This is a genomic window from Paenibacillus tianjinensis, assembly GCF_017086365.1.
Lineage (GTDB): Bacteria > Bacillota > Bacilli > Paenibacillales > Paenibacillaceae > Paenibacillus_AQ > Paenibacillus_AQ tianjinensis.
Map to the genome: position 1 here is coordinate 5157846 of NZ_CP070969.1, position 25232 is coordinate 5183077.

Sequence of the window (25232 nt, forward strand, 5' to 3'; positions counted from 1 at the left end):
TCCTAGCGCTGCGGCAGCAGCTTCACGTATTCATCAGACAGGCCCATCAGCTGCAGAATATAGTTGTAGTCGCCCTCATATGGGCTGAAATCTGCCACCGGCTGGAGCGTATCCAGTGAAACGGCAGTACCGTCAGCGAATCCTTTGCCCGGAACGAACATAATCTCATCATTAAAAAAGGATCCTGTAGGCAGATAATAACGCATGCCCACGACATTGCGGCCGATATTCAGCAGATCATGCCCGAATGCTGTAAACCCTTCGTCCTTGAGCGAGACCCCCAGCAGATTAGCCACAGTCGGAAGAATGTCCAGCTGGCCCCCGGTGCGTTCCACCGTCTGCCCCTGGGTCATGCCCGGTACATGCACGATCAGCGGGATATTGAAGCGGCTGATCCGGGAATCATACGGCGTACCGAGTGCTTCCTCCACCTGCTCCGGCGGCACATCCTGCGGCTGTAACCCGAAATGGTCGCCGTACAACACAAGCACCGTATTATCCCATAGTCCCTGCTGCTTAAGCCCGTCAATCAGAGTGCCGATAGCATAGTCCGTATAGTTAATCGCCGTCAGATAATCTCCAAGCATCGTACCCTTCAGATTATCCGGCAATGTAATTCTTTTGTAGTCATCCGGAATCTTGAACGGGTGATGGCTGGAGGCCGTCACCAGCTGGGCATAGAATGGCGTACCTTTTTGCTTCAGCTCTGCGAGCTTCTCTACAGCGGTGATATATAGCTGCTCGTCCGAGGCGCCGAAGGCGTTGAAATGATCATTTTTGAAGGAACCTTTATCATAATAGCCGTTAAAACCCAGGGCGGGATACAGCTCATTGCGGTTCCAGAAGCCAACCTTATTCACATGAAACGTGTAGGCCTCATAGCCTTTATCCCGCAACAGCCGCGGCAGGCTCGGCAGCTCCCGGTCTCCAAAGCCGGTGGACATCGCCAGCGTGCCGATCGGATAGATCGACGTATTGCTCATAAATTCGGCATCGGAAGTATTACCCGGGCCAATCTGCTGGTAAACATGGGGAAAATAAAAGCCTTCTCCGGCCAGGCTATTCAGCACCGGTGTCAGCTCCTGCCCGTCAAGCGATTGATGCAGCGGAAAGTTCTGAAAGGCCTCCATTTGAATCACGATTACATTCTTGCCCTTTTGCGAACCGAAATACTCCGGCAATGTACCGGCAGGCTTATTACTGTACGGGTAGCCAGCCTCCAGCTGCTCTACCTTGGCAATTGTCTCCTTAATATCGCCCGTGCCGATTAAGCCGTTATCCTCCTGTGCCTTAATCGCTGCAACCACCTCATAATTCAGGAACCCGGCGCTCTCTGCCTGTACCAGCTCATTCGTAATGCTGCGAGCCGCGTGAACGGAGTAGGCTGACAGCGAGCCGCCGCCGAGAATCGCCACCAGAATGACAACCAGCTGGGCTCTTGTCGCCCGGCCGGCGGTGTAGCTGCGGACCGGGTGGGCCGGGCCCCGCTGCCATCTGCGGATCAGTGCATACAGCATCATCACCACAAGATCGGCGAAGAACAGGTAATCAATAGATTGAATCGTCGATTCCACACTCTCTTTGACCTGAAAGACCTGATTCAATTCATAGAAGGCCAGATAGGTCGGAACCGAGCCGAAATGATTGAAATACACACTGGCTGAGAACAGCAGCAGCGATAGAATGGTGTTGAAGATCCAATAGGCAGCCGTCTTCATACGCCGCGGAAGAATAATGCTCAGAACGCCCATAATCAGCAACACCGGCGCCAGATCGGCAGCAATCCACTCCCAGGCGATCCGGTCAAAAAATAGTCCTCTCAACAGCAGCAGCTTCAGCCAGATGAGTCCGGCTACAATATAGAACTGCACCGGCAGCAGCTTGGCTTTATTCTCGTTCATCTTATCCCCTCTTACTTCTATTCCGTATTTTTCTGTAAAATAACTTCCACTTTTCTGTAAAATATCAGATTTCTCTAGTATAGCAATACTTGTTTTGTTAATCAAAAAGAGACGCCGCCCGGTATGGGTGTACGTCTCTATCCTGCCTGCTTCATTGCTTCATTAATATAGCAGCGTATTACTCTCCCGCTTCACTCTGAAGCTGTACATTACACCGTCCAGATTATAGGAGGCCTCAATGGCTGGTGCCCCCCAGCTGCTCTCAAAGGTAATGACACCCGGCCTTGGCCCGTTCTTGTCCAGCATATAATCCTCCAGCCGGATACCATACAGCTTATCGGCAATGGCAGCGGCTGCGCTCTGCAGCTCGGCGTTATCCATCTCCAGCAGCTGCTGATCAAATTCGGCTTGTCTCTTAGGATCAACTGACGGAATCACATTCAGCGAATAATCGGACACGTCCAGGACGGCATGTGTAGCATAATCCAAAGTAACAGATCTGGGAGAACCTGCAGCCGGGCCATAAATCAGAGTGATTTCATCGCCTGCGCCTTCTATGGTGGAACGGAGGATTTTAGTCAAAGCCTCTTCCCCTCCGCTTCTGAGCAGCCTGATCGCCTGTACTCCGGCTTGCTTCAATTCCTGGCTGACCTCGTTCTGGTCCACAGCGAAGTTCGCCCGTATATAAACTCCGTTCGTAAAGTTAATGTCCGCATCTTCCGCATGTACAACATTCTGAATCTCAACAGTCTTATCTGCCGTACGCCCATATACGGCGTAACGCGTTAAGCCTGTAGCCTGAAAGTCCCGCGTATAGCCAAGTTCCCGCAATTTTTGCCGGGCCTCATCGATCAGCTTGCTGCCGATTTCTTCCGGCCCATACGAAGCGCTCATGCTGAACAGAGTGACTTCCCCCGTCTCCATACTGATCTGGAAGAATGCGAAGGATTCCGACTGTTCATTTTCTCTGTAAACGAGATTTGCCTGGCCCGTATTTTCCTGCCGCAGCAGCTTTTCAAAAGGAAGCGTCTTGCCAAGCTGCTCCCGCATCAGCTGTTCCGCAATCTTTTTTAGCGCTTCATCGGTAAGCACAGGGTCACTCTCCACAGGAAGGGTGATGCCTGCCGAATTGCCTTCTTTTGCAGGTATACTGTTCAAGTACAACGCCCCTGCTCCTGCCAGCACCAGGACAACGGCAGCCGCTGCCAGCAAGCCCCGGAACCTGTATCCGGCTCTGGCTTGGCCCGGCCTGCCCTGCTGTACACGCCGGATCACCTTTTCAGCAGAGGAATCTGTAAATTTCGGCTCCTGGAACGGCCCTTTGCGTGCCTGTTCATACCACTGCGGCTCATGCTCCTCCATCACTTCATCCCCCTTAGTTTGTCCTGGACTTTATGCCGCGCACGGTGCAGCCTTGACTTGACGGTTCCCGGAGGCAGCCCGGTCAGGCCGGCGATTTCATTAACTGACAGCTCTGCCTTCAGGTCCAGTACCAGCACCTCGCGCAGCTTCTCCGGCAGCTTCATGATGATGTCCCAGATATCCCTCGTCTGTTGGTTCCCTAGATATTCCATCTCTGCGGAACGCGAAGTGCCAAGCTGCTCCACCAAGGTGCCATGCTGTCCATGATCTGCCCCTTGCCGCTCCGCGTACACAGGCGAAAGACTCTGAACCCCTCCGCCCCACAGGCCTGTGCGGAAAAAACGTGATTTCCGGTAAGAGAAAACCGTGTTGCGCGCGATCGTAAACAGCCAGGCCTTCAGGTTGGATGTTCCCTTATACGTACCAATCCGGTAAAAACATTTCACGAACACTTCCTGCGTGAGATCATCCGCCTGCCCGGCATTTTTGGTCAGATAGTAGATATAGTTCCAGATATCATTTCCGTACAGACTCATTACCTGCCGCAGCTGATCTTCATCCATGGTTTCAGCATCCTTCAGCTCATCCAGCTCCAGCTTTAGCTTCCACTCCAGCTCCAATTGCACTCACCTCACTTCATACGACCCCGTTATCAGATAAAAGGTTCCCTTTATTTTCTATTTTATGGTTTGGTAAAACTGCCACAGATTGATTGCAGGAAAAGCAACCCTTTTAACAACCTTCACACTTTCGGCTTTAAGTGTATTCCCTGCAGTTAAAACAAAGAAAGCGCCCATATATGTGGCTTTAATGGTATTCTGTACAGTTAGAATTAGGTCAAACCCCACTTTCGCTTCCTTACTGCCGATTTAATTGTACAGAGTACAGCTACATCAGTTTCAGCGCACAAACCGGCCTCTCCAGTTGTATTAAATACATTTAGAGCCAGTTAGAGCCAATATAACAGAAAAAAATGACCTCCGTATCTCCGGAGATCATTTCAAGATTACTAGATATCCTTGGCAGTAAACACACGCAGCGAAATCAGATAGGAGCTGAATAGAACCAGAACATAGCCAATTCCCGCAATAACCGGAAGCAGAATGCTGTCCGTCTTGCCTGTGCTGATCCAGCCCGACAGTCCAGGCATCCATTCTATCAGCTTAGACGCCGCGTTAAAACTTAGCATGATCAGCATGATGAAGATAAAATTGACCACCTGCGTCCCCTTCCGGCCCAGCCAGTAGTGGAGGGGAAGATAGAAGGATGCAAGCAGCGGAAAAGCGGCAAGGCACAGAGCCAGCTCTCTCCAGGCTACAGGGCCGGTTGTCCGCCCAGACAGGTTGACGATCAGGTACAGCAGCAGTGTGCATACGAAGCTGAGCAGGCCGTAAGGCAGGATTGCCAAATATTTGGCCAGCACCAGCTGCTGTCTGGGAACCGGAAGGCTGATCAGAAATTTCTGATTATTATGCTGCACATCGAGTGTGCAGGAATTGATCAGCAGAATCATGGCAGGGAACAGGGCGAACACGGTGTAGCCTTCGAAATTCGTATAGCCCATAACCAGATAATAAGGGATAAGGAGCAGCATAAACTTTTGCACTAGGATGATGTCTTTACGGATCAGATGCAGCGAATTATACACGTATATCACTTCCTTTTACGGAAAAATACATTATTTCCTCTAAGCTCGGCGTCTCGCAAATGGCCGTTTCCTTGAAATAACGCTCCCCCTCTGCCCGGTTCCCGGTCAGCCCCTCGAAGCCGTGCGCGCTCTCCCGGATACCGAGAAACAAGCGGCGGACGTCACGGTCGAGCAGTTCTTTGCCGCCTTTGACCAACAGATATTTTTCCGCCAGCGCCTCCTTCATCTCATGGAACACGATTCGTCCGTCGTTAATGAACACAATATAATCGGCAATCCGGTCCAGATCCGTTGTGTTATGCGTTGAGAAAATAATCGACTTCCGCTCATCCTGAATATGCTCCGTAAGCAAATCCAGCAGCTCTCTGCGGAACACCGGATCAAGTCCAGACGTAGGTTCGTCCATAATAAGCAGATCAGCACCATGCGACAAGGCTACCGCCAGCGAGAACTTTATTTTCATCCCCTTGGACAGATCCTTGATCTTCTTGCCTGGGGGCAGCTTGAACAGCTCCTGGTATTTCCCGTATGTATCCTCATCCCAGCGGCTATAGAAGGGGGCGATCACCTTTTTCATCTGCTTAACCGTAAGCTGCTCATAGTATATATTCTCGTCGGACACGTAGCCGATCCGGTCTTTATTCGCCGGCAGATGCTCCTTGTGGTCCAGCCCGAACAGCTGAATCTCCCCCTGGTCGGGATGAACCATGCCCATGATCATCTTGATCAGCGTCGTTTTGCCTGCCCCGTTCGGGCCGATCAGTCCGGTAATATACCCTTCCTTCACCCCCAGTGAAATATCCTGCAGCTGAAAATGACCGTAGCTCTTATACAGATGATCCAGCCTGATGCAATCACTCATTCCTGTTCCTCCTCGTATAGCAGCTTCAGCATATCTGTAAGCTCAGCATAATTGAGACCCAGCATTCTGCTCTCGTCAATGATCTCCTTCAGCTTCAGCTCCAGCATCCGCAGACGCTGCTCTTTGATAAATTCCTGATCCGCCCCGGACACAAAGGAACCCTTGCCCACGATCGAGTTGATAAGACCTTCCCGCTCCAGTTCCTCGTAAGCCCGCTTCGTCGTGATCACACTGATCTGCAGCTCCTTGGCCAGCTGGCGGATGGATGGCAGGGGCGTTCCCGATACAAGCTCCCCCTGCAGGATCAGCTGGCGGATCTGGGCCACAATCTGGGCATATATTGGCTCTCCGGAAGTACTTGATATCAATATGTTCATCCTGCGGCACCATCATCCTTACGTTAATTGTATTTAGTGTATATATTAAATATATACATTATATGAGGACGTGTCAATTCCAAAAAAATAAGGGCTGCGATAACTCGCACCCTTGATCTCTATTCAATATAAAAACGCTAAAATCCCTATTCCTCCCACCAACAAGGCGATAATAATCAGTCCACCGCCCGCAATCACCACTGATTTTCTCTTTTCCGGGTCATCGGCTGTATTCTTATAGGCACTGATAATTATTAGTGGTAACCCTATTAAACCAAGCATAGCCCAATTTCCAATGTTTTCTCTTTGCTGACTATATAAAGAATATCTTTCAAAAAATTTAACCAAACCAAGCATAATAGACATTGATGCAATTAAACTCATACCCAGAGACAGAAACAGATCATATTTGTGCCGGTTCTTTACGATATGAAAAATAAAAGGGATCGCTATTCCAATAGATACAAATAAATATACCGGCAACGGAAGACTCTCGTAAAAGCTTATTATAGTGAACACTCCCACCCCAAAAATCATATCTTTCCGATTGTGAGGTTATTCCATCTTTATGTCAACACAGAAAAAAAGCCCACACAATAGTTAGTCGTGGGCTTAATTCGTATATTTATATATTCGTATAAACAGTAATGTTTCAGCTAATCTTCGAATGAACCAGCAGGCGTTTGATCGAGCGGTTGGCCTCCTGCAGCACGGTGTCTTTATCCACGGTCTTCAGCAGTCCTTTATCCATCAGGATTTTACCATCGACAATCGTCGTTTCCACATCCGCGCGGGTGGCGGAATAGACGATGCGGGAGATCGGGTCGATATCATAGGAAGGGAAGGTGTGGAAGTTGTAGAGGTTCAAGATGGCCAGGTCGGCTTTTTTGCCGACTTCGATGCTGCCGATCTTGTCTTCCATACCCACTGCCTTGGCACCGCCGATGGTTGCCATACGGAACACGCTGCGCGCATCCATGGTCGTCGGGCCATGATGCGGTTTCTGGATGATCGCCGCCAGCCGCATTTCGTTGAACATATCCAGGTTATTGTTGCACGGTGCGCCGTCAGCTCCCAGACTGAGGTGAACGTGGTCATGCAGCATACCCGGCGTATCCGCAATACCTGAAGCCAGCTTCAGATTGGAGCCCGGACAGTGGCTGACATGCACTCCGCGGTCCCGCAAAATCCGCTTCTCCTCCGCATCCAGCCACACGCAGTGCGCCAGAATCAGGCGTTCATTCGCCAGCCCCAAGTGATCCAGATACACAACGTTGCGCATGCCGGTCATCGCCTGGACGATTTCGATTTCACCCTGGTTCTCGGAGGCGTGGGTGTGTACTTTGACGTTATACCGCGCCGACAGGTCGCGGACCTCCTTCAGCAGCGGCTCGGTGCAGGAGATGACAAAACGCGGCGAGAACGCGTACTGAATACGCCCGTTGTCATAGCCGTTCCATTTCTCCAGCAGATCCACACTCTCCTGGAGGGATGCCGCCGTATCCTCCTGCAGCGCTTCAGGAACATCGCCGCCCTTCTGATCCATCATCACCTTGCCGGAGAGGGCGCGGATGCCGCTTTTGGCTATCGCCTGAAACGCAAAATCCGTATGGTTGACCGTCTCCATATCAACAATCGTCGTCGTGCCGCTGGAGATCAGCTCTCCAATCCCCAGCATGGCGGAATAGTACAGCGAATCCTCATCATGCGCCGCCTCCAGCGGCCAGATCCGTTTACGCAGCCAGTCCATCAGCTCTAAGTCATCCCCTTTGCCGCGGAACAGCGTCTGGCAGAGATGGATGTGCGTCTGTACAAAGCCGGGAATGACTGTACGGTTCGTCGCGTCGATTACCCGTTCATCCCCCTGTGCCGTAAGGCCGCTGCCGATTTCAACAATCAGGCTGTCTTTAATCCGGATATCACCATGAAAGATTTCTTCCTGTTTATTCATCGTAATAATCTCCGCATTTTTGATCAGAATGTTCGCCATAACCCGATTCCCCCTCGTTCAATTCACAGTTTGCTTTATGCAGATAACACAAAAAGGCTACAAAAATATGCCTCAGCATATTTTCGTAGCCAGAAATTTACGGTTCCCGGTAGAGACCCTTAAACCAATTATTAAGGATATACGAAAAAAAGGATTATTCAATTGCCTTGAATAACCTCATGATAAACGAAAGACAAAATCAATGTCAATATAATTAACATTAAATATTTATATTAATGAAAAACAAAGCACTTACTCTAATGAAAACCAATATTAATGTTATATTACACTACATGAAATTTGCTTTATTCATCTTCAAAAAATCCGCCTTCAAATAAGTCCGTTTGAGGATCTGCTACTAATCCTTGCGGTGGGTCAAACTGAAGTTTTATCTTCCCAGCTGCTTTTTTGCCGACCCATTTCAGCGCACTTTTCCCTTTAGGGATTTCCAGTGTAATATTTCCTTCCTTGTCTCCAATCCAAATCGTGCTTAATTGATGATCTTCTGTTGTTTGAATCAATTTAAATTTGCCCCGGTTAATAGAACCTTCTATCTTAATTGTTATTGTTTCATTATTTTGGCTGTTTATTTTCCAAACCGTAAAAACACCTGAGAATCCGCTAAATTTAAAATCCGCCTCCTTACTGCTAATTTCACCCACCTTGTTCTCAAACGTAAAGCTGTCCCCCGATTCCAATAGACGATTCTCATTATTAAAAAGTTTCTCTTGTTTATTCACAAACACACCACATCCCCCAATCCATAAAACTGTGCACATTATAAGAACTAAATTTAGAGTACGCTTCAATAATTAGCCCCCTCGTCTAACTTTTTAACTAGTTTATGACGATATAACTCCATTTTGCATAAATGTCCTAATAATTTGGCTACTTTGTTGTTATGCTCAAAGACATCTGCCACGATGTACAACAATTTTTTTTCGCTTGCCCATTTCTCGACGCAATTATACAGTTGATGGAAATAATATAGGGATTGTGGTGAATTCCGAAAGCTTTCTTCAATGTAATAATGGAGGATATAAGCATGGTCATCTATAAAGAAATGGAAATCCTTTGCACTTCTCCATACCTCGATATAACCATAAACAGAATTTTCATTCTCAAGTATAAATATTCCACAATTCTCATTTTCTAATAACTCAGTATAGTGTTCTATTGATTCATTGACACTGTCAGGTATTTCTCCGGTATAAAACTTATCTTTTTGAAGCTGATCAGCGGATAATTTAATCCACATTAAGGCGATATCTGAAACATCCTTAAACTCAGCTCTTCTAACAATATTTTTAATTGGATCCATAACTTCACCTTCTTCTCAATAGAGTTAATTATACATACTCCATTAACATTCCATTATTAAGTATCTTCTCTGTGAATAATTTATCTTTTTCCGTTTCTACAACTTCTTGTACTTGACCATTGTGAAAGCTATAAATTTTATTCGCATCAGCAATAGTTGTTAACCGATGAGCAATTACGATCACCAAGCATTCCCTTGATATCTCTTCAATAATATCTTTGATGCGGATTTCATTATCTATATCTAAAAACGAAGTTGGTTCATCCAAAATAAAAATTTTCGGTCTCTTTAGTAGCGCTCTAGCAATAGCTAATCGTTGCATTTCTCCACCTGATAAATTCACTCTTTCAGTTATTAAAGTGTCATAAGAATCCGCTAAAGAAATGATTTTTTCATGAAGTCCAAGTTTTTTACAAACATCTGTAATTTCATCCGTTGTAGCTAGTTCGTTGCCACAATGTAGATTTTCTATTATGCTCATATTGAATAAGTTAATATCCTGAGAGACATAACTAATATTTTGGCGAAGAGTCTCCACGCCTATTCCCAACATGTCGGAGTTGTTTAAAAAGATTTCCCCCTGCTCTGGCCTATAGAAACCAAGTATTATTTTTACCAACGTACTTTTACCTGAGCCTGATTGTCCAATAAATGCGATTAAGCCTTTGCTCGGAAATTGCATATTTACACCAGATAGTGCCTTTGTTCCATCGCTATAGGAAAAACTTATATCCTTAATTGTCATTCCATCAAAAACTTCCGGAAAAGCTAAATTTACTAATGTTTCTGCCTCCATATCGAAGTACTCATAAATACGATCAAATACAGGTATCGTTTTGCGCAAACTGGTCTGGCTTCCAACTAATTCATATAAAGGCTGTACCAATAATTGGAAATATAGGCCTAATGCAACCACCTCTCCTAATGTCAATTCACCCCTCATAACACCTATACTTCCCATCCCATATATAATTCCCAATGATAAGACAACGACAACTGTGGACAGGTTGTTTAATAATGTACTTAAATATCCGATACTCTTATTATCCTTAAATGTTTTTTTTATCACTTCATTATATTTGTTAATAGTAGCTTTTTCCGCTGAAAAAGCTTTGATTGTAACAACGGAATCTGCCATTTGGTTCACAGTAGTGCAAATGGCATCCGAGTTTATTTGAGAACGTTGGGAAAGAGCAATAAAGCGTCTGCCTATTTTCCAATTCAAAAAAAGAAAACATACTACCATTAGAAGTATAATTAAAGTTATTACAGGAGATATGTAAAACATACCTCCAATTACTAAAATAATCAGTAATAGATTTTTTATTATTAAAACAAAAAAATTGGTAATAAAATCACTTGCCGCACGCCCATCCGATAGAATTCTAGAAATAATTTCTCCTTTTTTCGCCTGTTCGAAGAAAGAAATAGGTGCATAAATGACTTTTTCAAACATAGTGTTTCTTATCCCTAAGGTAATAGATTCAGAGATATGTAAAAAAATAATGTCTTTAAAATATCCAAAAACAGGTTGCATTACACAAACTAATGTAAATAAAAAAATCCCAAAGTATAATTTATGCATAGATTCAGTAGGTATAACTTCGTCGACCAAGTATTGAGAAACTAAGGGAGAAGAAAAAACAGCCAATGTATATATTAGAGTCAGACAGAATCCCGCTATTTGGGAAAAAACGTATGGCTTAGTTAACCATATAATTCTCTTGAAAAATATTTTCATTATAGTCCTCCCTGAAAACATTATCTCTCTAGCAGCGCCTTCACCTGTTGTCGCCCAAAAATAGCATCGTTTTCAAATGACTCTAAAATTAGCATTCTATCGATAATTGAGTTTACTCCGAAAGAGTCCACTAATTTTTTGACTGCTTTTGCGCTACTAATATAGAATACCTCATCATCGTAATTTAAATTGTATACATCAGTTTTAACATGATTGAATGCATCTAAAGCAAAGTTATTGATCTGGCCAGATAGATACACTGCCAACCCTTCATCTAACCATAAAGGACAACTAGACCTCAACTTACTATGAAGAACTATATGAGAGAATTCATGAATAATTAGTTCTTCTAAAGTACCAATGTTTTTATGTTTCCATCTTTCGTAGTTAACAATAAGTATATCTTTACCATAAATAGTACCTATAACCCATGATGGTATGGGAACTCCAACATATCGCTGGAGCTCCTCTACAGAATCAAACCATTTTATCCAAACCTTACTCCTAAATCCGAATAAGAAACGAATGTATAATATACTCTCGTTTAAAACATCAAAGTTCTGTAATTGATTTATGAAGATTAAATTATCCGTTAAAATGTTTAAATTATTTCGCCACAACATATTCGGACACACTATGTAAATCATTCCTTCTTTGGAGGTACGTTAATTTTAAAACATCGTCAAGATTGTATCTCCATTTTTCACAATCTGGTTCATTACCTAGCATTTCTCCGTTATACGGACACCCTCCCATACAAATCGGTAAAACGTCACAATTGGTACATTTATCAAAGTTGAACGGTGACCACAGTAAATAATCAGCATTTCTCATAAACATTTTCTCATTTGTTGGCTCATGAATTGTGTTCACATTCCCCACTGCGCGCTCCTTATTCCCCACATCGTTCCAACATTTATACATAAATCCATTAGGATCAAGAACATACGAATCAACTGCATCAGCACAACAATAATTAGCCTTAACACCTGGATAGTATGGATAGTTCCCCACATTAAATCCTTTTGCAAATAATATCGCCTGCTGAACAACATTCTCTTTGGCATATTCTTCTGTATTTAGACAGGATTCTGCAATCGACATACAAGCTTCTGTATAGGCAGTTACTTGTCCTAAATTAATAGATAACCCCTGCAAATTATGAGCGACTAAAATATCAAGTAGCTCTTCTACATTAGCGACATTAGTTTTATCGACATTAATTCTAATAGAAACATTTATATCGTTTTCTAATAATTTTTTTATATTATTAAGAATGACAAAAAAGGTGTCTTTGTCACTTCCTTTAAGTCTTCTTCTAGAATTATGGATCTCTGGCGGGCCATCCATTGTAATTTGGGCTCCGTCTATTTTATATTTTTTGAAGTGCTCGATAACCTCATCATTGATAAGATATCCATTGGTAACAATATAAGAATTGTATGATACACTGTATTTCTCACAAATTGAAATAATGCGTTCCGATAAAGAGTAAATCACTTTCTTAGCTGTCAAAGGTTCGCCACCGTACCAGGTAATATGAATATCATTTCCTTTTTTCGCAGCATCATTCACGAGATTTATAACCGCATCCATAGTTGATTGATCCATTACCCCTTGTTTCGGATCTTCATAACAGTAGGGGCAAGCAAAGTTACAGCTTAGTGTTGGAGCAATTGTTAAACCTAAAGGGGTCTGTCAATAATTTTGTGTAAACTCTTTTAAGCACAGATTCCCCCGAGGGGGAAGTCGCGAATCTAACGCAAGTGTTGACCGACCCGGTCTGGGAAAAATACCGAAAGCTGGAGCAGCATTTGGCCCCAGTTTTGGACACGTCCAGTCCATTTTCGAGTGACATCGACGGTGGCCAGATAGAGCATTTTTAGCAGAGCTTCATCGGTAGGAAAGATGCTCTTTCCTTTGGTTACTTTACGAAGCTGACGGTGGTAACTCTCAATCATATTGGTGGTGTAAATCAGTTTACGTATCTCAGGCGGGTACTTGAAAAAAGTAGCAAGTTCGTCCCAATTCGTCCGCCACGAACGGATAATGAGGGGATATTTCGCCCCCCAGACTTCCTCAAAACGGTCGAGTTCAAGCAAGGCACCTTCCTCGGTAGCTGCCTTGTATATAGGCTTTAAGTCGGCGGTCACCTTCTTAATATCCTTGTAAGACACGTACCGTGTAGAGCTGCGGATTTGGTGAATAATACACTTCTGGATTTCAGTTTGGGGATAGCAGGCCGCAATCGCTTGAGAGAACCCGGACAGGTTATCCACACAGATAATGAGAATGTCCCCCACTCCACGATTCTTGAGTTCATTCAGCACGCTGAGCCAGAACTTGGAGGACTCGTTCTCACCAATCCACATGCCCAGCACGTCTTTGTTTCCGTCCAGATCAATGCCAATGACCATGTAGGCAGCCTTGTTGATAATGGCCCCGTCTTGCTTGACTTTGAAGTGGATCGCATCCAGATAGACAACAGCGTAAACGCCTTGCAGAGGCCGATTCTGCCATTCTTTAATGAGAGGAACAATCTTATTTGTGACATTGGAAATGAGCGTAGGCGACACCTCAATGCCATACATCTGCCCCAGGTGATCCTGAATTTCTCGGGTACTAATCCCTTTGGCGTACAGAGCGATGATTTGCTCTTCGATGCCGGTTACGTTCGACTGATGCTTCTTGACGACAAGTGGCTCAAACTCACCCAGACGGTCACGAGGGATAGCGATTTCCTGTTCCCCGTACTCACTGACAACCGTTTTACGGCTCTTTCCGTTACGGCTGTTTGGCGTGAGCTTCGCCTTCACTTCATGCTTTCCGTAGCCTAAATGAGTGTCCATTTCGGCTTCCAGCATCTCCTGAATCGTCTCCGCAAATAGCTCTTTTAGAGCATTCTGCGCATCCTGTGCGCTTACCAAGTTGTTTTCCTTAATAAATTCCCGTAACTGTTGTTTTGTCCAAAGTCCCATGTGTTCTCCCCAACCTTTCTCTTACTTCCATTTTAATGGGTTTGAGAGTTTACACAATATATTTTACAGACTCACCTAAAGAACCACCGTTATATTTACCATTAAAGTGTCTGAATTTGATTGACTTTAATTCGTCAAAATCATCATTAATGATGTAATTGCCTTCAAGCATCATATCTACCAATTCTTTTTTTTCCCCTGTAAGATTTTCATAATCAATTTCAGAAATATGGTTAAGAATATCAAAAAAGCTATCATCAACAGCTGCCAAACCGCATGTCATAGCATTAAAAGCAATTTTAGTTTCATCTTGCATTGTCAAAATTCTATTATACTTCGATACTTTCATACTTAAGTCTCTCCTCTATTGTCTGTCTTTTCATAATTAAATGTCATTATGATGTGACAGAGTTACTGAGTCGCATCATAATGACTTCGTATTATTTATAAGGTGATTAGATATACTATTTGCTAATACATAATGTGGTGCATCCTACTTGGTCATCACATCTATTGTTGCATTGCTTTGCACAGCCATAACAATAAGCACCAACATTTATCTTACTTGGAGTGATTAAATATTTCATATCTCATTCCACCTTTTCATTATTTACTAATGCATAATGTGCTACATCCTACTTGATCATTACATTTGTTGTTACATTGTTTAGAACAGGCAAAGCAATAAGTCAGTTCATAACCAACTTTTGGATCTATGATATATTTCATAGTACCTCCCACATTATAAATACCTATTTATACCTTTTTATCCAAACATTGTTTTATGCAATCGTTTTGGCATTGGTTTTTGCATCCTAAGCAATATCCCTCTACCCATCTCTGACCAGGCTTTACCACAAACTTCATAGTGTTTACCTCCTTAATTGAAATGATTATGTTACTGCTCCACACATGTTTGGACAATTACCTTGACATGGATAATTCGTTCTACATTCGTTGCAGTTAGGTGTACATTTGTTACAATTTGTACAGTAACAGTAAGAAGTGAAATTTTTCACTAAAGGCTTCACTATATAATCCACTCTGCACATCCTCCTAGACGAATACCGTATATCCAAGGCAATTATTCTTGTAGCTGCCACACTTACTGCTACACTGATCACAATGATCACATTGTGAACAAAGACAGTATCCCAGAGTATCTTTTTTTGTGGGTTTGACTACATACCTCAAAACCGATCACCTCCTTTCTGAATAAATCCATTCTCTTTAACTAAAGGAATCACACCTTGAGCTACATCTGTCTCCACATTTATTACAGTTAATGCAATAACAATATGAATATTGATTATGGTTCAAAGGAAGAATTATATATCTCATTAGCCACTCCTTTATTCATTTTTTGTAAGCAAATCACTGATATAAAAATATTTTTTTAACATTAATGCCTTTCAATACTATAAATATCCTTATTAAGTAATTTCTTAACCTAATTTACACAACTAAACATCATCCTTCTATTAAATTTGTCATATAATGGATCTATTATCTCTCATAAAAGTAATTATGGGATTATTATCCACTTTGAAATCAGAGAATTTAATTATTTGAGCTGTACACGGAAGGATAAATCCAAAAAAATGCCACAAAAAAACTAGGCCGGTTCTACAAAGAAGTCATACACGCTTTCGCTAACAAACTCAGCGACACGCGAATGGTTTCCTAGTAAGAACCAGCCCTGTTTTTCGTCTAAAACTTTCATCTGGTGATTAACATTTTGAACAACACTATATCTTTTACACATTAAGCACCTTCTCAAACACCGGAAAACTCACTGCCCGGTGAGGAAAAAACAGTTCGCCCCTGCGTTCATAGCCGAGACTCGGATATAAGGCCAGCGCCCGGGTATTCTTCGAATAGGTATCCAGCCGGATGCTGCTGTAGCCTTCCCTGCGTGCATGCTCTTCGGAAAAAGCGATCAGCTTGCGTGCAATGCCCTTGCCCTGCACCTCGGGATGAACCGCCAGCCGGTGCATGATCAGATGCCGCCCCTGCTCCTGTGACCAATGAATGCTCTGATAGAGCTCACTCGGATGCTCGTCCAATACGATAATGCCGGCAATAGCTTCATTATCTATGTAGGCGTATAATGTCCCCCGTTCAATGTCCTGTCCGATGACTTCCCGGTTAGGATAGCTGTCATCCCATTGGTCGCTTCCGCCAGCCTGCATGGCTTGTACGCATTTGGCAATCAGCTCCATAATCTCCCCGGTTTCCTCTGCCAGTGCCTTGCGAATCTCGTTACTGTTCATGGTATCCCTGCTTTCCTGCCCTAAGATTTGAACCCGTCAAAGATTCTTTAGAGAAGTCTATCATATCTGGGAGCAGATTCAATAGAGGGCCTGCTATCTTAGCATCGCAAGCCCCCGGTTTGTTTAGCAGGCACAAAGGAAAGAGCGGGGATAAGCGGCCTACAAAGGAAGCCAGGACATATCACCTGAAACGCCCCCTCTATAGACCTGCTTTATATACCCCTTACCTGTTGACCCTCGTGCTGATCAGCCCAGCTCCAGCTTATGCCCGTCCTCGAAGCCCTTGGCGAAACCGGCGTCGAATCCCACGTTGTATGCTTCGGTGTAGCCCTGCTGAAAGGCGTCTCCCGGCGGCGTTTCCGGAGGGACGCCCAGGTCCGGGGGGAGCGGAACTACCTGCGGTACCGGTGGAGCCTCGATGACCGGCACGACCTGTACCGGCGGCTGCACCACCACCTGCACCCTCCGGGCAAGCCGGCGGCGGAGTCTTCTTTTCTTGCGCAGCAGAAGCCCTCTCTTCGTAGTCTTGCCATAACGGAGCTTACGGGTTTTACGGCCGGCACCTCTGCGGATTTTGGTCTTCCTGGTCAACAGCAGGACTCGTCTGCGGGCTGCCTTGCCTGAACGCTTGATCGCTTTCTTTCTCTTCATCCTTCTACTCCTCCTGTACTCCATGTACTTTGGAGGTTCCGTTTGCGCATGCCGTGCTTAGCCATGGCGCAGCAGGAATTCCCCGTTTGGGCTGATGCAGCGAAATACCGGACATCATCCGGCACATGGCGCTTTGATATTGGCTTAGGATTCTGATATTGTCACTCAGCTTGCGGGCCGTCAGCTCCGATTGCCCCGTAATTTCGGCGATACTCTCCAGAATCGCAGCGAGTGCGGCCTGGCTGCGGGCGATGGAGCGGATCATCTCCAGCTTGACGGCGTGTTCGGAGAGAAGCCCGCCGCTCATTTGCTGTCGTCCCCGAAATCGAAGCCGTCACCGGACATTCCGCCGAAGCCTTCGCCGCTTTCCTCTTCACCACTGCCCAGTACCGCTTTTAAGTTGCTGTACAGCCCGTTTTCCAGCTTGGTCAGCCCCTCTACCATTTCCACAATCACCTCATGGATGGAGAGGGATTCCTTCAGCTGCTCTTCATGGCTGTCGAACGATCTAGCATGGATATGATGCTGTGTCCACTGCTTTACCTTTTCCGCTTCCACCGCTTTGGCCTCGAGAATCATCGCGATGTTCCACTGGATCGTAGCGGTTGACTCCAGCATTTGCAGAAAAGCCTTTTCTCTGCTCATTTTCCGCCTCCTGCCTGCTTAAGCGCTACTCTTCTTCCTGACCGCTTAATTCTTTGATTACCCGGCCTACCCCTTCAGCCATTGCTTCTTCCAGATCGGCAATAGCATTTAAATAGGCAATGATATTCTTGTTGACCTGACCGTGGCTTTCGACCAGTCCGCTGAATCCGCCGAAATCAGGCTCCGCATCCGGCAGATCATGGACTATTTGTGACATACGGACGGCTACGTGGCGTTCGGCGTCAAGAATCCGCGCCATTTGTTCGTGCGTATGGGCCATGTGCTGCAGCACCTTGGTTAATTTATTCTGCACCTTCATGTCTCCTTTGCTCAAACGCCCTGCTACAGCATATGCGGCAGAAGCCCTGACGGTGCCGGGAACCGCTATGCTTGCAGACCGGATCATACAGCGCAGATATTGACAGGTTATAGCAGTCAGGAATATGCTGGATGCTGAAATTGAACTTTTTTCCAGCCGGACATCCGGCGGTAAGAGTTACCTGGATTGGGGGAATTGTGAGAGATATGAAACTATCCGGCAAACGTTTGGATTTGCAGCCTTTAACCGCCTTAGAGCTGTCCGCAAGCGTAGGTCGCTATACTGCGGCCGCACTGGAGCAGTCGCTCGGGCTAAAGCTTGCAGCTTCTATACTTGATGAAGAAATGCTATATGCGATGAAGGTCCGCTATTCCAAAGTGCTGCAGAATGAAGACAATTATTTGTGGTTTACTTGCTGGGCGGTGATCCATCGCGCGGAGCAGCAGGTGATTGGATTCCTTATCCTGAAAGGACAGCCCAATGAACGGGGCGAGGTAATCATCGGCTACATCATAGACGAGGATCACTGGGGCCAAGGATATGCGACAGAAGCGGTGGGGTGTGTGAACGAATGGATCTTCAGCCATCCTGAAGCCTGCTGGGTCATCGCCGATACGGAGCCGGATAATTTTGCATCCCACAAAGTGCTTAAACATCTAGGCGCCGAGCAATACCGTGAAACGGAAGAGCTTCTCTGGTGGCGGATTGCCCGGCCACAAACGCAAAAATGACTTCCGGCCAATCCGGAAGCCATGCCGTGCAAATCATTCTCCAGTCCACAATTCAAAAAAAAGATCAAAATGCAGACGCCCTTCATCTTCCACGAGCCGCTTATTTTCCGACTCCTATCATATGCAGTGCACCTAAACTTTGGATAAGGGTCACTAGACGTGGAATGGGGCTACAGCCAAAAAACACGCCGCCTTACGGCAGCGTGTTCTTCAGCTTCTCTCCGGCCTCCTGCAGCGACTGGAAGGTGCCGGCATCGCTCCACCATTCCTTAAGCACATCATAGGTAAGCTTGCGCTCTCCGGCATAAATGTTGTTCACATCGGTAATTTCCAGCTCTCCTCTTCGCGAAGGGGCAATGCGGCGGATGATATCAAACACGGCTTCATCATACATATAAATACCGGTTACACAGAACCCGGTCTTCGGCTGCTCCGGCTTTTCTTCGATGTAGGCGATCAAGGAAGCATCCTCACTGTCGAATACGGGAACCCCGTATCTCCGTGCATCTTCCACCGGCTTGAGCAATACTTTTGCCGTCCCCTGTGGCTGCTCCTGATATTTCTCCATATAGGCGCCCAGATCATCCATGAACAGATTGTCACCCAGCAGGACAACAAACCGTTCTCCAGGGAGAATGAACCCTTCTGCCAGTTCCAGCGCTTCCGCAATCCCTCCTGCCTCTTCCTGGATTTTATAGGTCAGAGATACGCCGAATTCTGCACCGCTGCCCAAAAAATCCGTATACTGCCCCGCAGACTGCTTGCTGATAACCAGGAGAATATCGGTGATCCCGCCCCGGCGCAACCGGTCTATACCGTAACACACCATAGGATATTTGCCGACCGGAAGCAAATGTTTGTTCATAAGCCGGGTCAGCGGATATAGCCTGGTTCCTTTTCCGCCCGCCAGTATGACTCCTTTCACTTACTTTCCTCCCTTTTATCTGTGTCTTTAGCCTTCGAGTCAGCATTTTAGATGAAATGTGCCGGATCCAAATGCCATTTACTCATAAAAAGCTTACGGTTACGCTCCACCAGCTCCTGAAGCTCAGTGGGATAAACTTGCTTGAAGCTGGCGCTTCCTTCATGATGCACCAGACAATCGCCGGCAATCAGCAGCTTGAAACCCTTCAGCCGGGCACGATAGCAATAGTCATCATCCTCATAATGGCCCGGTGAATACCGCTCATCGAGCAGGCCTACCGTATCAAGCACTGTTCGTTTGAACAAGAAGCACAGTCCTACAAGCCGCACCGTTTCCATCCATTTCAGAGGATTCCGGATATTCGCCGCGAGCGCCTCACTATGAAAACCGGGCATATCTGTATAAGCAGTCCTTACCTGCTGCCGCCCGCTGGCATAATTCGTCACAGGGCCAACGATACCGATATCCGATGAACTATACAGGGCGGCTTTCAGATTGGAGAGCCAGTTATGCGAGACGATCACGTCGTTGTTCAGCAGCAGGAGCTCATCGCCTGAGGCCAGCTGCAGCCCCATATTGCAGGCAAGCGGAAAGCCGCGGTTCTCCGGAAGAGAAATAAACATCAGCTGCTGATTGCGGCAGTAGGCATCCGTGCCGTCGGTCGAAGCATTGTCGACAACAATAATTTCATAGGGAGTATCCGTGTACTGCCTGATCGATTCGACACAGGCCTGCAGCAGATGCCGCCCGTTATAAGTCGGAATAATAATGCTGGTAAGCGTCATATGCCATTCCTCCAGGCCGCCAGCTGGCGCCGCTGCTCCAGCAGACTCTCACCGGAATGCATCCGGCGCTGTGAAAGCACCTCAAGCAGCGCTTCTGCATGATCACCGGCTATCAGCTGCTCTACCTTATTCCCGGCGCCTGTATTGCCTTGCCGCAGCCGGTTCTGCTTGAACACATTGACTGTCCCCGCCTTCTCCACCCGCAGCTGCTTCATTAGCGAGATCGCCTGTGCTTTGGGCGGAACCATCAGTTCACGGCAGCCGATCACTTCCAGCGCACGCCGCGACAAAGCATGGGGCACCGCAGTCATAGAGCTAACCCCGAGATCGCTCCGGCCAAGAACGGCATTCAGGTACAGCTTACAGCGGGTAACATCATCACTGAGTCCAAACGGCGGCAGCAGGTGATCCAGATCATTCAGCGCCACATCCACTCCTCCGTCTACAGCGGCAGCAAACCCGGCTAGCTGCGAAGCGGAGATAACCATATCTCCATCCAGGAACAGCAGGATATCCCCGCGGCTAAGCTTGGCACCAAGCGCCCGCCCCACATCATGCCCCGCCGTTTCCGGACAATGCACGATCATCGCCTGCGGACACAATCTGGTGCGCTGAAAGCTGTTATCGGTGCACCCGTTAAGCACAACGATGATTTCCAGCGGATGCAGGCGCATTACCTGCTTCAGCAGCGGCGGAAGGGTACGTGCTTCATTCTTTGCCGAGATGATCACTGACAGCGATCCGCGAAGCCCCCGGAGCAGCCGTTGCGGCTGACGGCCTGCAGGCTTGCGGCCAGCCCACCGTGCTGTACCGGCTGCGTTCCGGCGGATGGAAGTGCTGGCAGGACTCCGCCGTTTCTGCTTCGGGCGGATTACCGCCTTAGTGCTGGTGGCCTTCATCTCACCATCTCCCTTCGCCGTCCGGCATCGCCATACCCAGCCCGTTTCCCCCTGCGCGCAAGCAGCAGCGCGACCGCCTCCAGGTGATCCCTGAGGATAACCTCCTGTAAGGGATCTTTGCCTTCCGCTTTACGGCGGACAGCGTTCATCCGGCCAACAGGCACCTTGTGCACCGCCTTCACCTTCAGCCCATCCAGTACTGCACGTGCATAGGCCAGCGGCGGCCTGGACAGAGAGGCGCTCCCCATAGCCGTAAGCGCCGCGCGGCTGAGCGCATGGGGAACTGCTGTCAGGGAATATCCCTGCAGATCCGGCCGTCCAAGCATAATATTGAGCGCATACTTGGAGAGCACCACGGGATGCGGAAACCTGCTGCGGACCGGACCGGAGTAATTATTCAAAGCCACATCCTCCCCGCCGCTGATCGCTTCCACGAACGGACGCAGTTCCGCTGCGGGAATAACAAGATCCCCGTCAGTAAACAGCAGGATTTCCCCCCTGGCTGCTTCCGCTCCAACACTTCGGCCTACGTCGTGCCCGAGCGGCTGTGTGAAGGAGATGACCTTCGCACCCATACTGGACGCAATTTCCGCCGTATTATCGGCAGAGCCGTTGACAATCACTATAACCTCACAACGCGGATGAACACCTCTGGCTTCAGCAATGACTGCGGCAATCGTCCGCGCCTCATTCATAGCCGGAATAATCACCGACACATAGGGCTCCGGATGATTCACGGCAGGCAGTACTGCCGCGGGCCGCGGCCGGGAGTTTCTTCGCGCTGCTTGAGAAGCCCGCCGCCCCGAGCGGCGGGCAGATGTTCGTCTATGCTGTTTCAAGCTCATCCACCTTCCTTCGGAGGGCATACTCCCGGGCTGAGGGTTACAACACAGTCTATGTAATCCGCTGTCCCTCGTAACGGCACATGTCTCCCTTCGCACAGAAAATTGGACAAATGCCGTCCCTCCCGGCTGCAGATGAAATCCCTTTAATTTCCCGGATCTGCCCGGGACAACAAAAAAACCACGGATCAATGGATCATCCGTGGTTCGTATGACAATTTTTTTCAAGAGCTTATTCAACATCATACCAAAATTTTAATTATAAGTCTATATTTTTCCAATGGTATAATTTACGCTATTGTTATAAGACGATGCTTGAGCTGCTGGCCACCACATCCTTAAGAGGAAGGAAAGCCGGGGAAGAAAACCAAGCAAACTTCTTATAACATAGTTATAAGTACATAAGTATAGGGGTGAAGACATTGTGACTGAGATCATTTCAGTGAATGACGTTTCAAAGGTATACAAAATCACAAAAAAGGAGCCCGGATTGTTAGCCGGGATTAAAAATCTATTTTTAAAAAAATTCGAGGAAAAGGTGGCTGTTGATCACATTAACTTCTCGATCCAGGAGGGGGAGTTTGTTGGTTTCATTGGCCCTAATGGTGCAGGAAAAACGACAACCATAAAAATGCTGTCGGGAATCATACATCCTTCAGAAGGTGCAATTAACGTAATGGGATATATCCCGCACCGGTTAGAGCATAGCTTCAAGAAAAACTTCTCAATCACGATGGGACAAAAAAATCAGCTGTGGTGGGACCTTCCGGCTATAGATTCGTTTCAGTTAATTAAAGAAATTTACGAAATCACGGAGGCTGATTATACGCGTACGCTTCAGGAATTAACGGAACTATTAGAGGTACAATCTATCCTTAATACACCTTTAAGAAATCTGTCTTTAGGTGAAAGAATGAAATTCGAACTCATCGGCGCTCTCCTGCATGGCCCAAAAGTATTATTTTTAGATGAGCCTACGATTGGGCTGGACGTTTCATCCAGGCGCAGGATCAGGGAATTTTTAAAGTATATCAATATGGAAAAGAAGGTTACGGTCATTTTGACCAGTCATTATCTGGAGGATATAGAAGAGCTGTGTAATCGCATTATTGCGATCTCCCACGGGAACATCATTTACGATGGAACTTTGCATGATATGACGACCGGAGAGCGGCCTATCAATGATATTTTCGAAAGCTTATTCAAAATGGATGGGTGTACACGATGAGAAAATATGTTCAGGTACTGAAACTTAATCTGCAGACCTCCCTTGCTTATAAAGGAAATTTTATTTTCACTTCATTGATGGATGTATTCAGGGTAATCGCGGAAATTGCTTTCTGGAAAGTATTATTCGACAATGCTCAAGGCAGTGAGATTAACGGGTACAATTTCAATTCCATCATCACCTACTACATTTTCATGTTTATTATTGCTTCTTTCACGAATGTTGGAAGTATCGGTTACAAGGTTGCTAATGAGATCAAAGACGGGGGTTTAAATAATTTACTGGTCAGGCCCATCAATTATGTGGGGTATTGCTTCACTGAAATTGTATCCCAGAAGCTGCTTAACCTGATCATCGCCATATTGATGTTTATACCGGTGATCATTTTCCGGTTTGGGAATTTTCAGGTAGGAATTTCTGCAGCGCAATTCTATTTACTCCCGTTGGTGGTCCTATGCTCTCTGATCTTGAGCTTTTTAATCCATATCATCCTCAGTTTGTTTGTATTTTGGATGACAGAGGCGGCCTCATTATTCCTTCTAAAAGACATTCTTCTTGATCTTGCCTCAGGCAGAGTGTTTCCGTTAGATCTGTTCCCGGGATCCTTGCTTAACGCATTTTCGGTGCTTCCCTTTATGTATTGCACATATTTTCCGGCCGTAATTATTACGAAGGGATTGTCTGCTGCGGAATTTTACCGCGGTCTGGGGATACAGCTGGTGTGGATTCTAGTGCTTTGCGGCTTGATAAGGATCATTTGGAGATTGGGTCTAAAAAAATATACGGGAACAGGCGCGTGAGGCTGATATGAGATACGTGAGATTATACCGGGTATTTATCAGGCAGAGTCTGTTGAAAATGGCGGCCTACAAAGTTAATTTTATATTAGTGTTCGTTACAAATGCCGCATTTTTTTCGGTACAGCTAATCTTTATGCATCTTGTTTACTCGAATGTAGATACACTGGCCGGCTGGACAAAATACGAAATGTTTTTCTATATCGGCACTTTTAATATTATCGATTCGCTATGGACGTTTGGTCCATTTTTTAACCTTTTGGCAATTCCGGGCATGATTAGGAGCGGGGCACTGGACTATTATCTCACCAAGCCGGTGAACGCCCAGTTTCTGATCAGTCTCAGAAATATAGATCCTGGTTCATTAATAAGCGCGCTGACAGGCATTATACTGATTTCATTTGCGCTTATCCAGGGAGGAATGGAGTTAACCTTTGGAAGAGCTGTACTCTACGTTGTTTCCGTCTTTCACGCTTTAATGATTCAATACTCCGTCTATTTCATCCTTACGTGCTCATCGTTTTGGCTGGTAAAAGCAGACTTTGTAGACTCCATACACGGAATTCTCTGTTACTTTTCAACCCGGCCGGTAGATATATATAAAGGCTTTATCCGTTTTGTACTCAGCTATGTTTTGCCGTATGGATTAGCCTTAACGGTTGCCTCCAAAGCAGCTATAAAAACGATTCATTCTCCGGAGTATACTCTATTCCTTGTACTCAGCTGGTCCATTTTTGCAGTTTCGATCGGCGTATGGAGGTTTTCTTTAAAACACTACAGTTCTGCAAGCTCCTAGAAGCACATACTTCCCGCAAAAAAGCGCAGCCACCGGCCAATGTCATTAAGATAAGCTCAAAGATAAGACTCGCAATAAAATGGAATCCAAAACGGCATGGGGAAAAGCCCTGTGTCGTTTGTTTTTTGTGCAAACAAGGAAAAAAGCGTACAACAAACAAA

At 46.1% G+C, this 25232-nt stretch carries 31 protein-coding genes and 1 riboswitch; of the genes, 4 read left to right on the top strand and 27 right to left on the bottom strand.

Translation table 11 applies throughout. The features are described from left to right. Window positions 1-2: 2 nt before the first annotated feature. From JRJ22_RS23875 to JRJ22_RS23985, 23 genes are all read right to left on the bottom strand, one after another. Complete coding sequence (locus JRJ22_RS23875; RefSeq protein WP_206101814.1) at window positions 3-1901, bottom strand: LTA synthase family protein; 1899 nt, start codon at window positions 1899-1901, stop codon at window positions 3-5. Between the two features lie 162 nt (window positions 1902-2063). Continuing rightward, entirely contained in the window at window positions 2064-3263 is a 1200-nt protein-coding gene (locus JRJ22_RS23880) for a hypothetical protein (RefSeq protein WP_206101815.1), read from the bottom strand. Beyond that, window positions 3263-3883, bottom strand: coding sequence for an RNA polymerase sigma factor (locus tag JRJ22_RS23885; RefSeq protein ID WP_332461343.1), 621 nt, complete (start codon window positions 3881-3883; stop codon window positions 3263-3265). The genes JRJ22_RS23880 and JRJ22_RS23885 overlap by 1 nt, the downstream gene beginning before the upstream one ends. Window positions 3884-4272: 389 nt before the next feature. Further along, complete coding sequence (locus tag JRJ22_RS23890) at window positions 4273-4911, bottom strand: ABC-2 transporter permease (RefSeq protein WP_206101816.1); 639 nt, start codon at window positions 4909-4911, stop codon at window positions 4273-4275. Further along, a complete protein-coding gene (locus tag JRJ22_RS23895; RefSeq protein WP_206101817.1) occupies window positions 4904-5773 on the bottom strand; it encodes an ABC transporter ATP-binding protein in 870 nt (289 codons plus the stop codon). The genes JRJ22_RS23890 and JRJ22_RS23895 overlap by 8 nt, the downstream gene beginning before the upstream one ends. After that, complete coding sequence (locus tag JRJ22_RS23900) at window positions 5770-6150, bottom strand: GntR family transcriptional regulator (RefSeq protein ID WP_206101818.1); 381 nt, start codon at window positions 6148-6150, stop codon at window positions 5770-5772. The genes JRJ22_RS23895 and JRJ22_RS23900 overlap by 4 nt, the downstream gene beginning before the upstream one ends. Window positions 6151-6273: 123 nt before the next feature. Then, entirely contained in the window at window positions 6274-6534 is a 261-nt protein-coding gene (locus tag JRJ22_RS23905; RefSeq protein WP_206101819.1) for a hypothetical protein, read from the bottom strand. A 268-nt stretch (window positions 6535-6802) separates the two neighbouring features. Next, a complete protein-coding gene (locus JRJ22_RS23910) occupies window positions 6803-8140 on the bottom strand; it encodes a 5'-deoxyadenosine deaminase (protein ID WP_206101820.1) in 1338 nt (445 codons plus the stop codon). A gap of 66 nt (window positions 8141-8206) precedes the next feature. Continuing rightward, window positions 8207-8305: riboswitch (purine riboswitch) on the bottom strand. Window positions 8306-8445: 140 nt separating this feature from the next. Then, complete coding sequence (locus tag JRJ22_RS23915) at window positions 8446-8949, bottom strand: hypothetical protein (RefSeq protein ID WP_206101821.1); 504 nt, start codon at window positions 8947-8949, stop codon at window positions 8446-8448. Then, window positions 8946-9461: a hypothetical protein gene (locus tag JRJ22_RS23920; RefSeq protein WP_206101822.1), complete on the bottom strand. Its 516-nt coding sequence runs from the start codon at window positions 9459-9461 to the stop codon at window positions 8946-8948. The genes JRJ22_RS23915 and JRJ22_RS23920 overlap by 4 nt, the downstream gene beginning before the upstream one ends. 28 nt (window positions 9462-9489) lie before the next feature. Then, window positions 9490-11202, bottom strand: a complete 1713-nt coding sequence (locus tag JRJ22_RS23925) for an ABC transporter ATP-binding protein (protein ID WP_206101823.1) — start codon at window positions 11200-11202, stop codon at window positions 9490-9492. 20 nt (window positions 11203-11222) lie between these two features. After that, complete coding sequence (locus JRJ22_RS23930) at window positions 11223-11825, bottom strand: gluzincin family metallopeptidase (RefSeq protein WP_206101824.1); 603 nt, start codon at window positions 11823-11825, stop codon at window positions 11223-11225. Beyond that, the gene (locus tag JRJ22_RS23935; protein WP_332461410.1) at window positions 11809-12879 is read right to left on the bottom strand and encodes a radical SAM/SPASM domain-containing protein; all 1071 of its coding nucleotides are present in this window, start codon (window positions 12877-12879) and stop codon (window positions 11809-11811) included. The genes JRJ22_RS23930 and JRJ22_RS23935 overlap by 17 nt, the downstream gene beginning before the upstream one ends. A gap of 80 nt (window positions 12880-12959) precedes the next feature. Continuing rightward, the gene (locus tag JRJ22_RS23940; RefSeq protein ID WP_206100169.1) at window positions 12960-14180 is read right to left on the bottom strand and encodes an IS256 family transposase; all 1221 of its coding nucleotides are present in this window, start codon (window positions 14178-14180) and stop codon (window positions 12960-12962) included. A gap of 49 nt (window positions 14181-14229) precedes the next feature. Beyond that, complete coding sequence (locus JRJ22_RS23945) at window positions 14230-14529, bottom strand: hypothetical protein (RefSeq protein ID WP_206101826.1); 300 nt, start codon at window positions 14527-14529, stop codon at window positions 14230-14232. 257 nt (window positions 14530-14786) lie between these two features. Further along, on the bottom strand, window positions 14787-14909 hold the full coding sequence (locus JRJ22_RS29820; protein ID WP_206101827.1) for a Clo7bot family Cys-rich peptide: 123 nt from the start codon (window positions 14907-14909) through the stop codon (window positions 14787-14789). Window positions 14910-14936: 27 nt separating this feature from the next. Then, entirely contained in the window at window positions 14937-15047 is a 111-nt protein-coding gene (locus JRJ22_RS29825) for a Clo7bot family Cys-rich peptide (RefSeq protein WP_206101828.1), read from the bottom strand. A gap of 189 nt (window positions 15048-15236) precedes the next feature. Further along, on the bottom strand, window positions 15237-15374 hold the full coding sequence (locus JRJ22_RS29830; RefSeq protein WP_206101829.1) for a Clo7bot family Cys-rich peptide: 138 nt from the start codon (window positions 15372-15374) through the stop codon (window positions 15237-15239). Window positions 15375-15937: 563 nt separating this feature from the next. Then, on the bottom strand, window positions 15938-16453 hold the full coding sequence (locus tag JRJ22_RS23965) for a GNAT family N-acetyltransferase (RefSeq protein ID WP_206101830.1): 516 nt from the start codon (window positions 16451-16453) through the stop codon (window positions 15938-15940). A 246-nt stretch (window positions 16454-16699) separates the two neighbouring features. After that, the gene (locus tag JRJ22_RS23970; protein WP_206101831.1) at window positions 16700-17104 is read right to left on the bottom strand and encodes a hypothetical protein; all 405 of its coding nucleotides are present in this window, start codon (window positions 17102-17104) and stop codon (window positions 16700-16702) included. A gap of 4 nt (window positions 17105-17108) precedes the next feature. Beyond that, window positions 17109-17411 carry a hypothetical protein gene (locus JRJ22_RS23975; protein ID WP_054942851.1) on the bottom strand — a complete coding sequence of 101 codons (303 nt, stop codon included), beginning with the start codon at window positions 17409-17411 and terminating at the stop codon, window positions 17109-17111. Next, the gene (locus JRJ22_RS23980; RefSeq protein WP_206101832.1) at window positions 17408-17749 is read right to left on the bottom strand and encodes an alpha-helical endospore appendage domain-containing protein; all 342 of its coding nucleotides are present in this window, start codon (window positions 17747-17749) and stop codon (window positions 17408-17410) included. Before JRJ22_RS23980 ends, JRJ22_RS23975 begins: the two co-directional genes overlap by 4 nt. Before the next feature lie 25 nt (window positions 17750-17774). Further along, window positions 17775-18062, bottom strand: a complete 288-nt coding sequence (locus tag JRJ22_RS23985) for a nucleoside-diphosphate sugar epimerase (protein ID WP_206101833.1) — start codon at window positions 18060-18062, stop codon at window positions 17775-17777. A gap of 137 nt (window positions 18063-18199) precedes the next feature. On the opposite strand from JRJ22_RS23985, the gene JRJ22_RS23990 reads away from it, so the two are divergent. After that, a complete protein-coding gene (locus tag JRJ22_RS23990; protein WP_206101834.1) occupies window positions 18200-18799 on the top strand; it encodes a GNAT family N-acetyltransferase in 600 nt (199 codons plus the stop codon). Between the two features lie 193 nt (window positions 18800-18992). On the opposite strand, the gene JRJ22_RS23995 is transcribed toward JRJ22_RS23990, so the two are convergent. Genes JRJ22_RS23995 through JRJ22_RS24010 form a run of 4 tightly spaced genes read right to left on the bottom strand, consistent with a single transcriptional unit; the run spans window position 18993 to window position 22253 of the window. After that, complete coding sequence (locus JRJ22_RS23995) at window positions 18993-19724, bottom strand: sugar phosphate nucleotidyltransferase (RefSeq protein WP_206101835.1); 732 nt, start codon at window positions 19722-19724, stop codon at window positions 18993-18995. Window positions 19725-19771: 47 nt separating this feature from the next. Beyond that, the gene (locus JRJ22_RS24000) at window positions 19772-20509 is read right to left on the bottom strand and encodes a glycosyltransferase family 2 protein (protein WP_206101836.1); all 738 of its coding nucleotides are present in this window, start codon (window positions 20507-20509) and stop codon (window positions 19772-19774) included. Further along, the gene (locus tag JRJ22_RS24005; protein WP_232380940.1) at window positions 20506-21408 is read right to left on the bottom strand and encodes a glycosyltransferase family 2 protein; all 903 of its coding nucleotides are present in this window, start codon (window positions 21406-21408) and stop codon (window positions 20506-20508) included. The genes JRJ22_RS24000 and JRJ22_RS24005 overlap by 4 nt, the downstream gene beginning before the upstream one ends. Next, complete coding sequence (locus JRJ22_RS24010; RefSeq protein ID WP_206101837.1) at window positions 21405-22253, bottom strand: glycosyltransferase family 2 protein; 849 nt, start codon at window positions 22251-22253, stop codon at window positions 21405-21407. Before JRJ22_RS24010 ends, JRJ22_RS24005 begins: the two co-directional genes overlap by 4 nt. A 421-nt stretch (window positions 22254-22674) precedes the next feature. On the opposite strand from JRJ22_RS24010, the gene JRJ22_RS24015 reads away from it, so the two are divergent. The 3 genes from JRJ22_RS24015 to JRJ22_RS24025 are packed head-to-tail and all read left to right on the top strand — an operon-like array spanning window position 22675 to window position 25071. Next, a complete protein-coding gene (locus JRJ22_RS24015) occupies window positions 22675-23478 on the top strand; it encodes an ABC transporter ATP-binding protein (RefSeq protein ID WP_206101838.1) in 804 nt (267 codons plus the stop codon). Then, complete coding sequence (locus JRJ22_RS24020; RefSeq protein WP_206101839.1) at window positions 23475-24278, top strand: ABC transporter permease; 804 nt, start codon at window positions 23475-23477, stop codon at window positions 24276-24278. The genes JRJ22_RS24015 and JRJ22_RS24020 overlap by 4 nt, the downstream gene beginning before the upstream one ends. A 58-nt stretch (window positions 24279-24336) precedes the next feature. Beyond that, window positions 24337-25071 (top strand): ABC transporter permease, encoded by a 735-nt coding sequence (locus tag JRJ22_RS24025; protein WP_332461411.1) that lies wholly within the window; start codon window positions 24337-24339, stop codon window positions 25069-25071. Window positions 25072-25232: the final 161 nt, after the last annotated feature.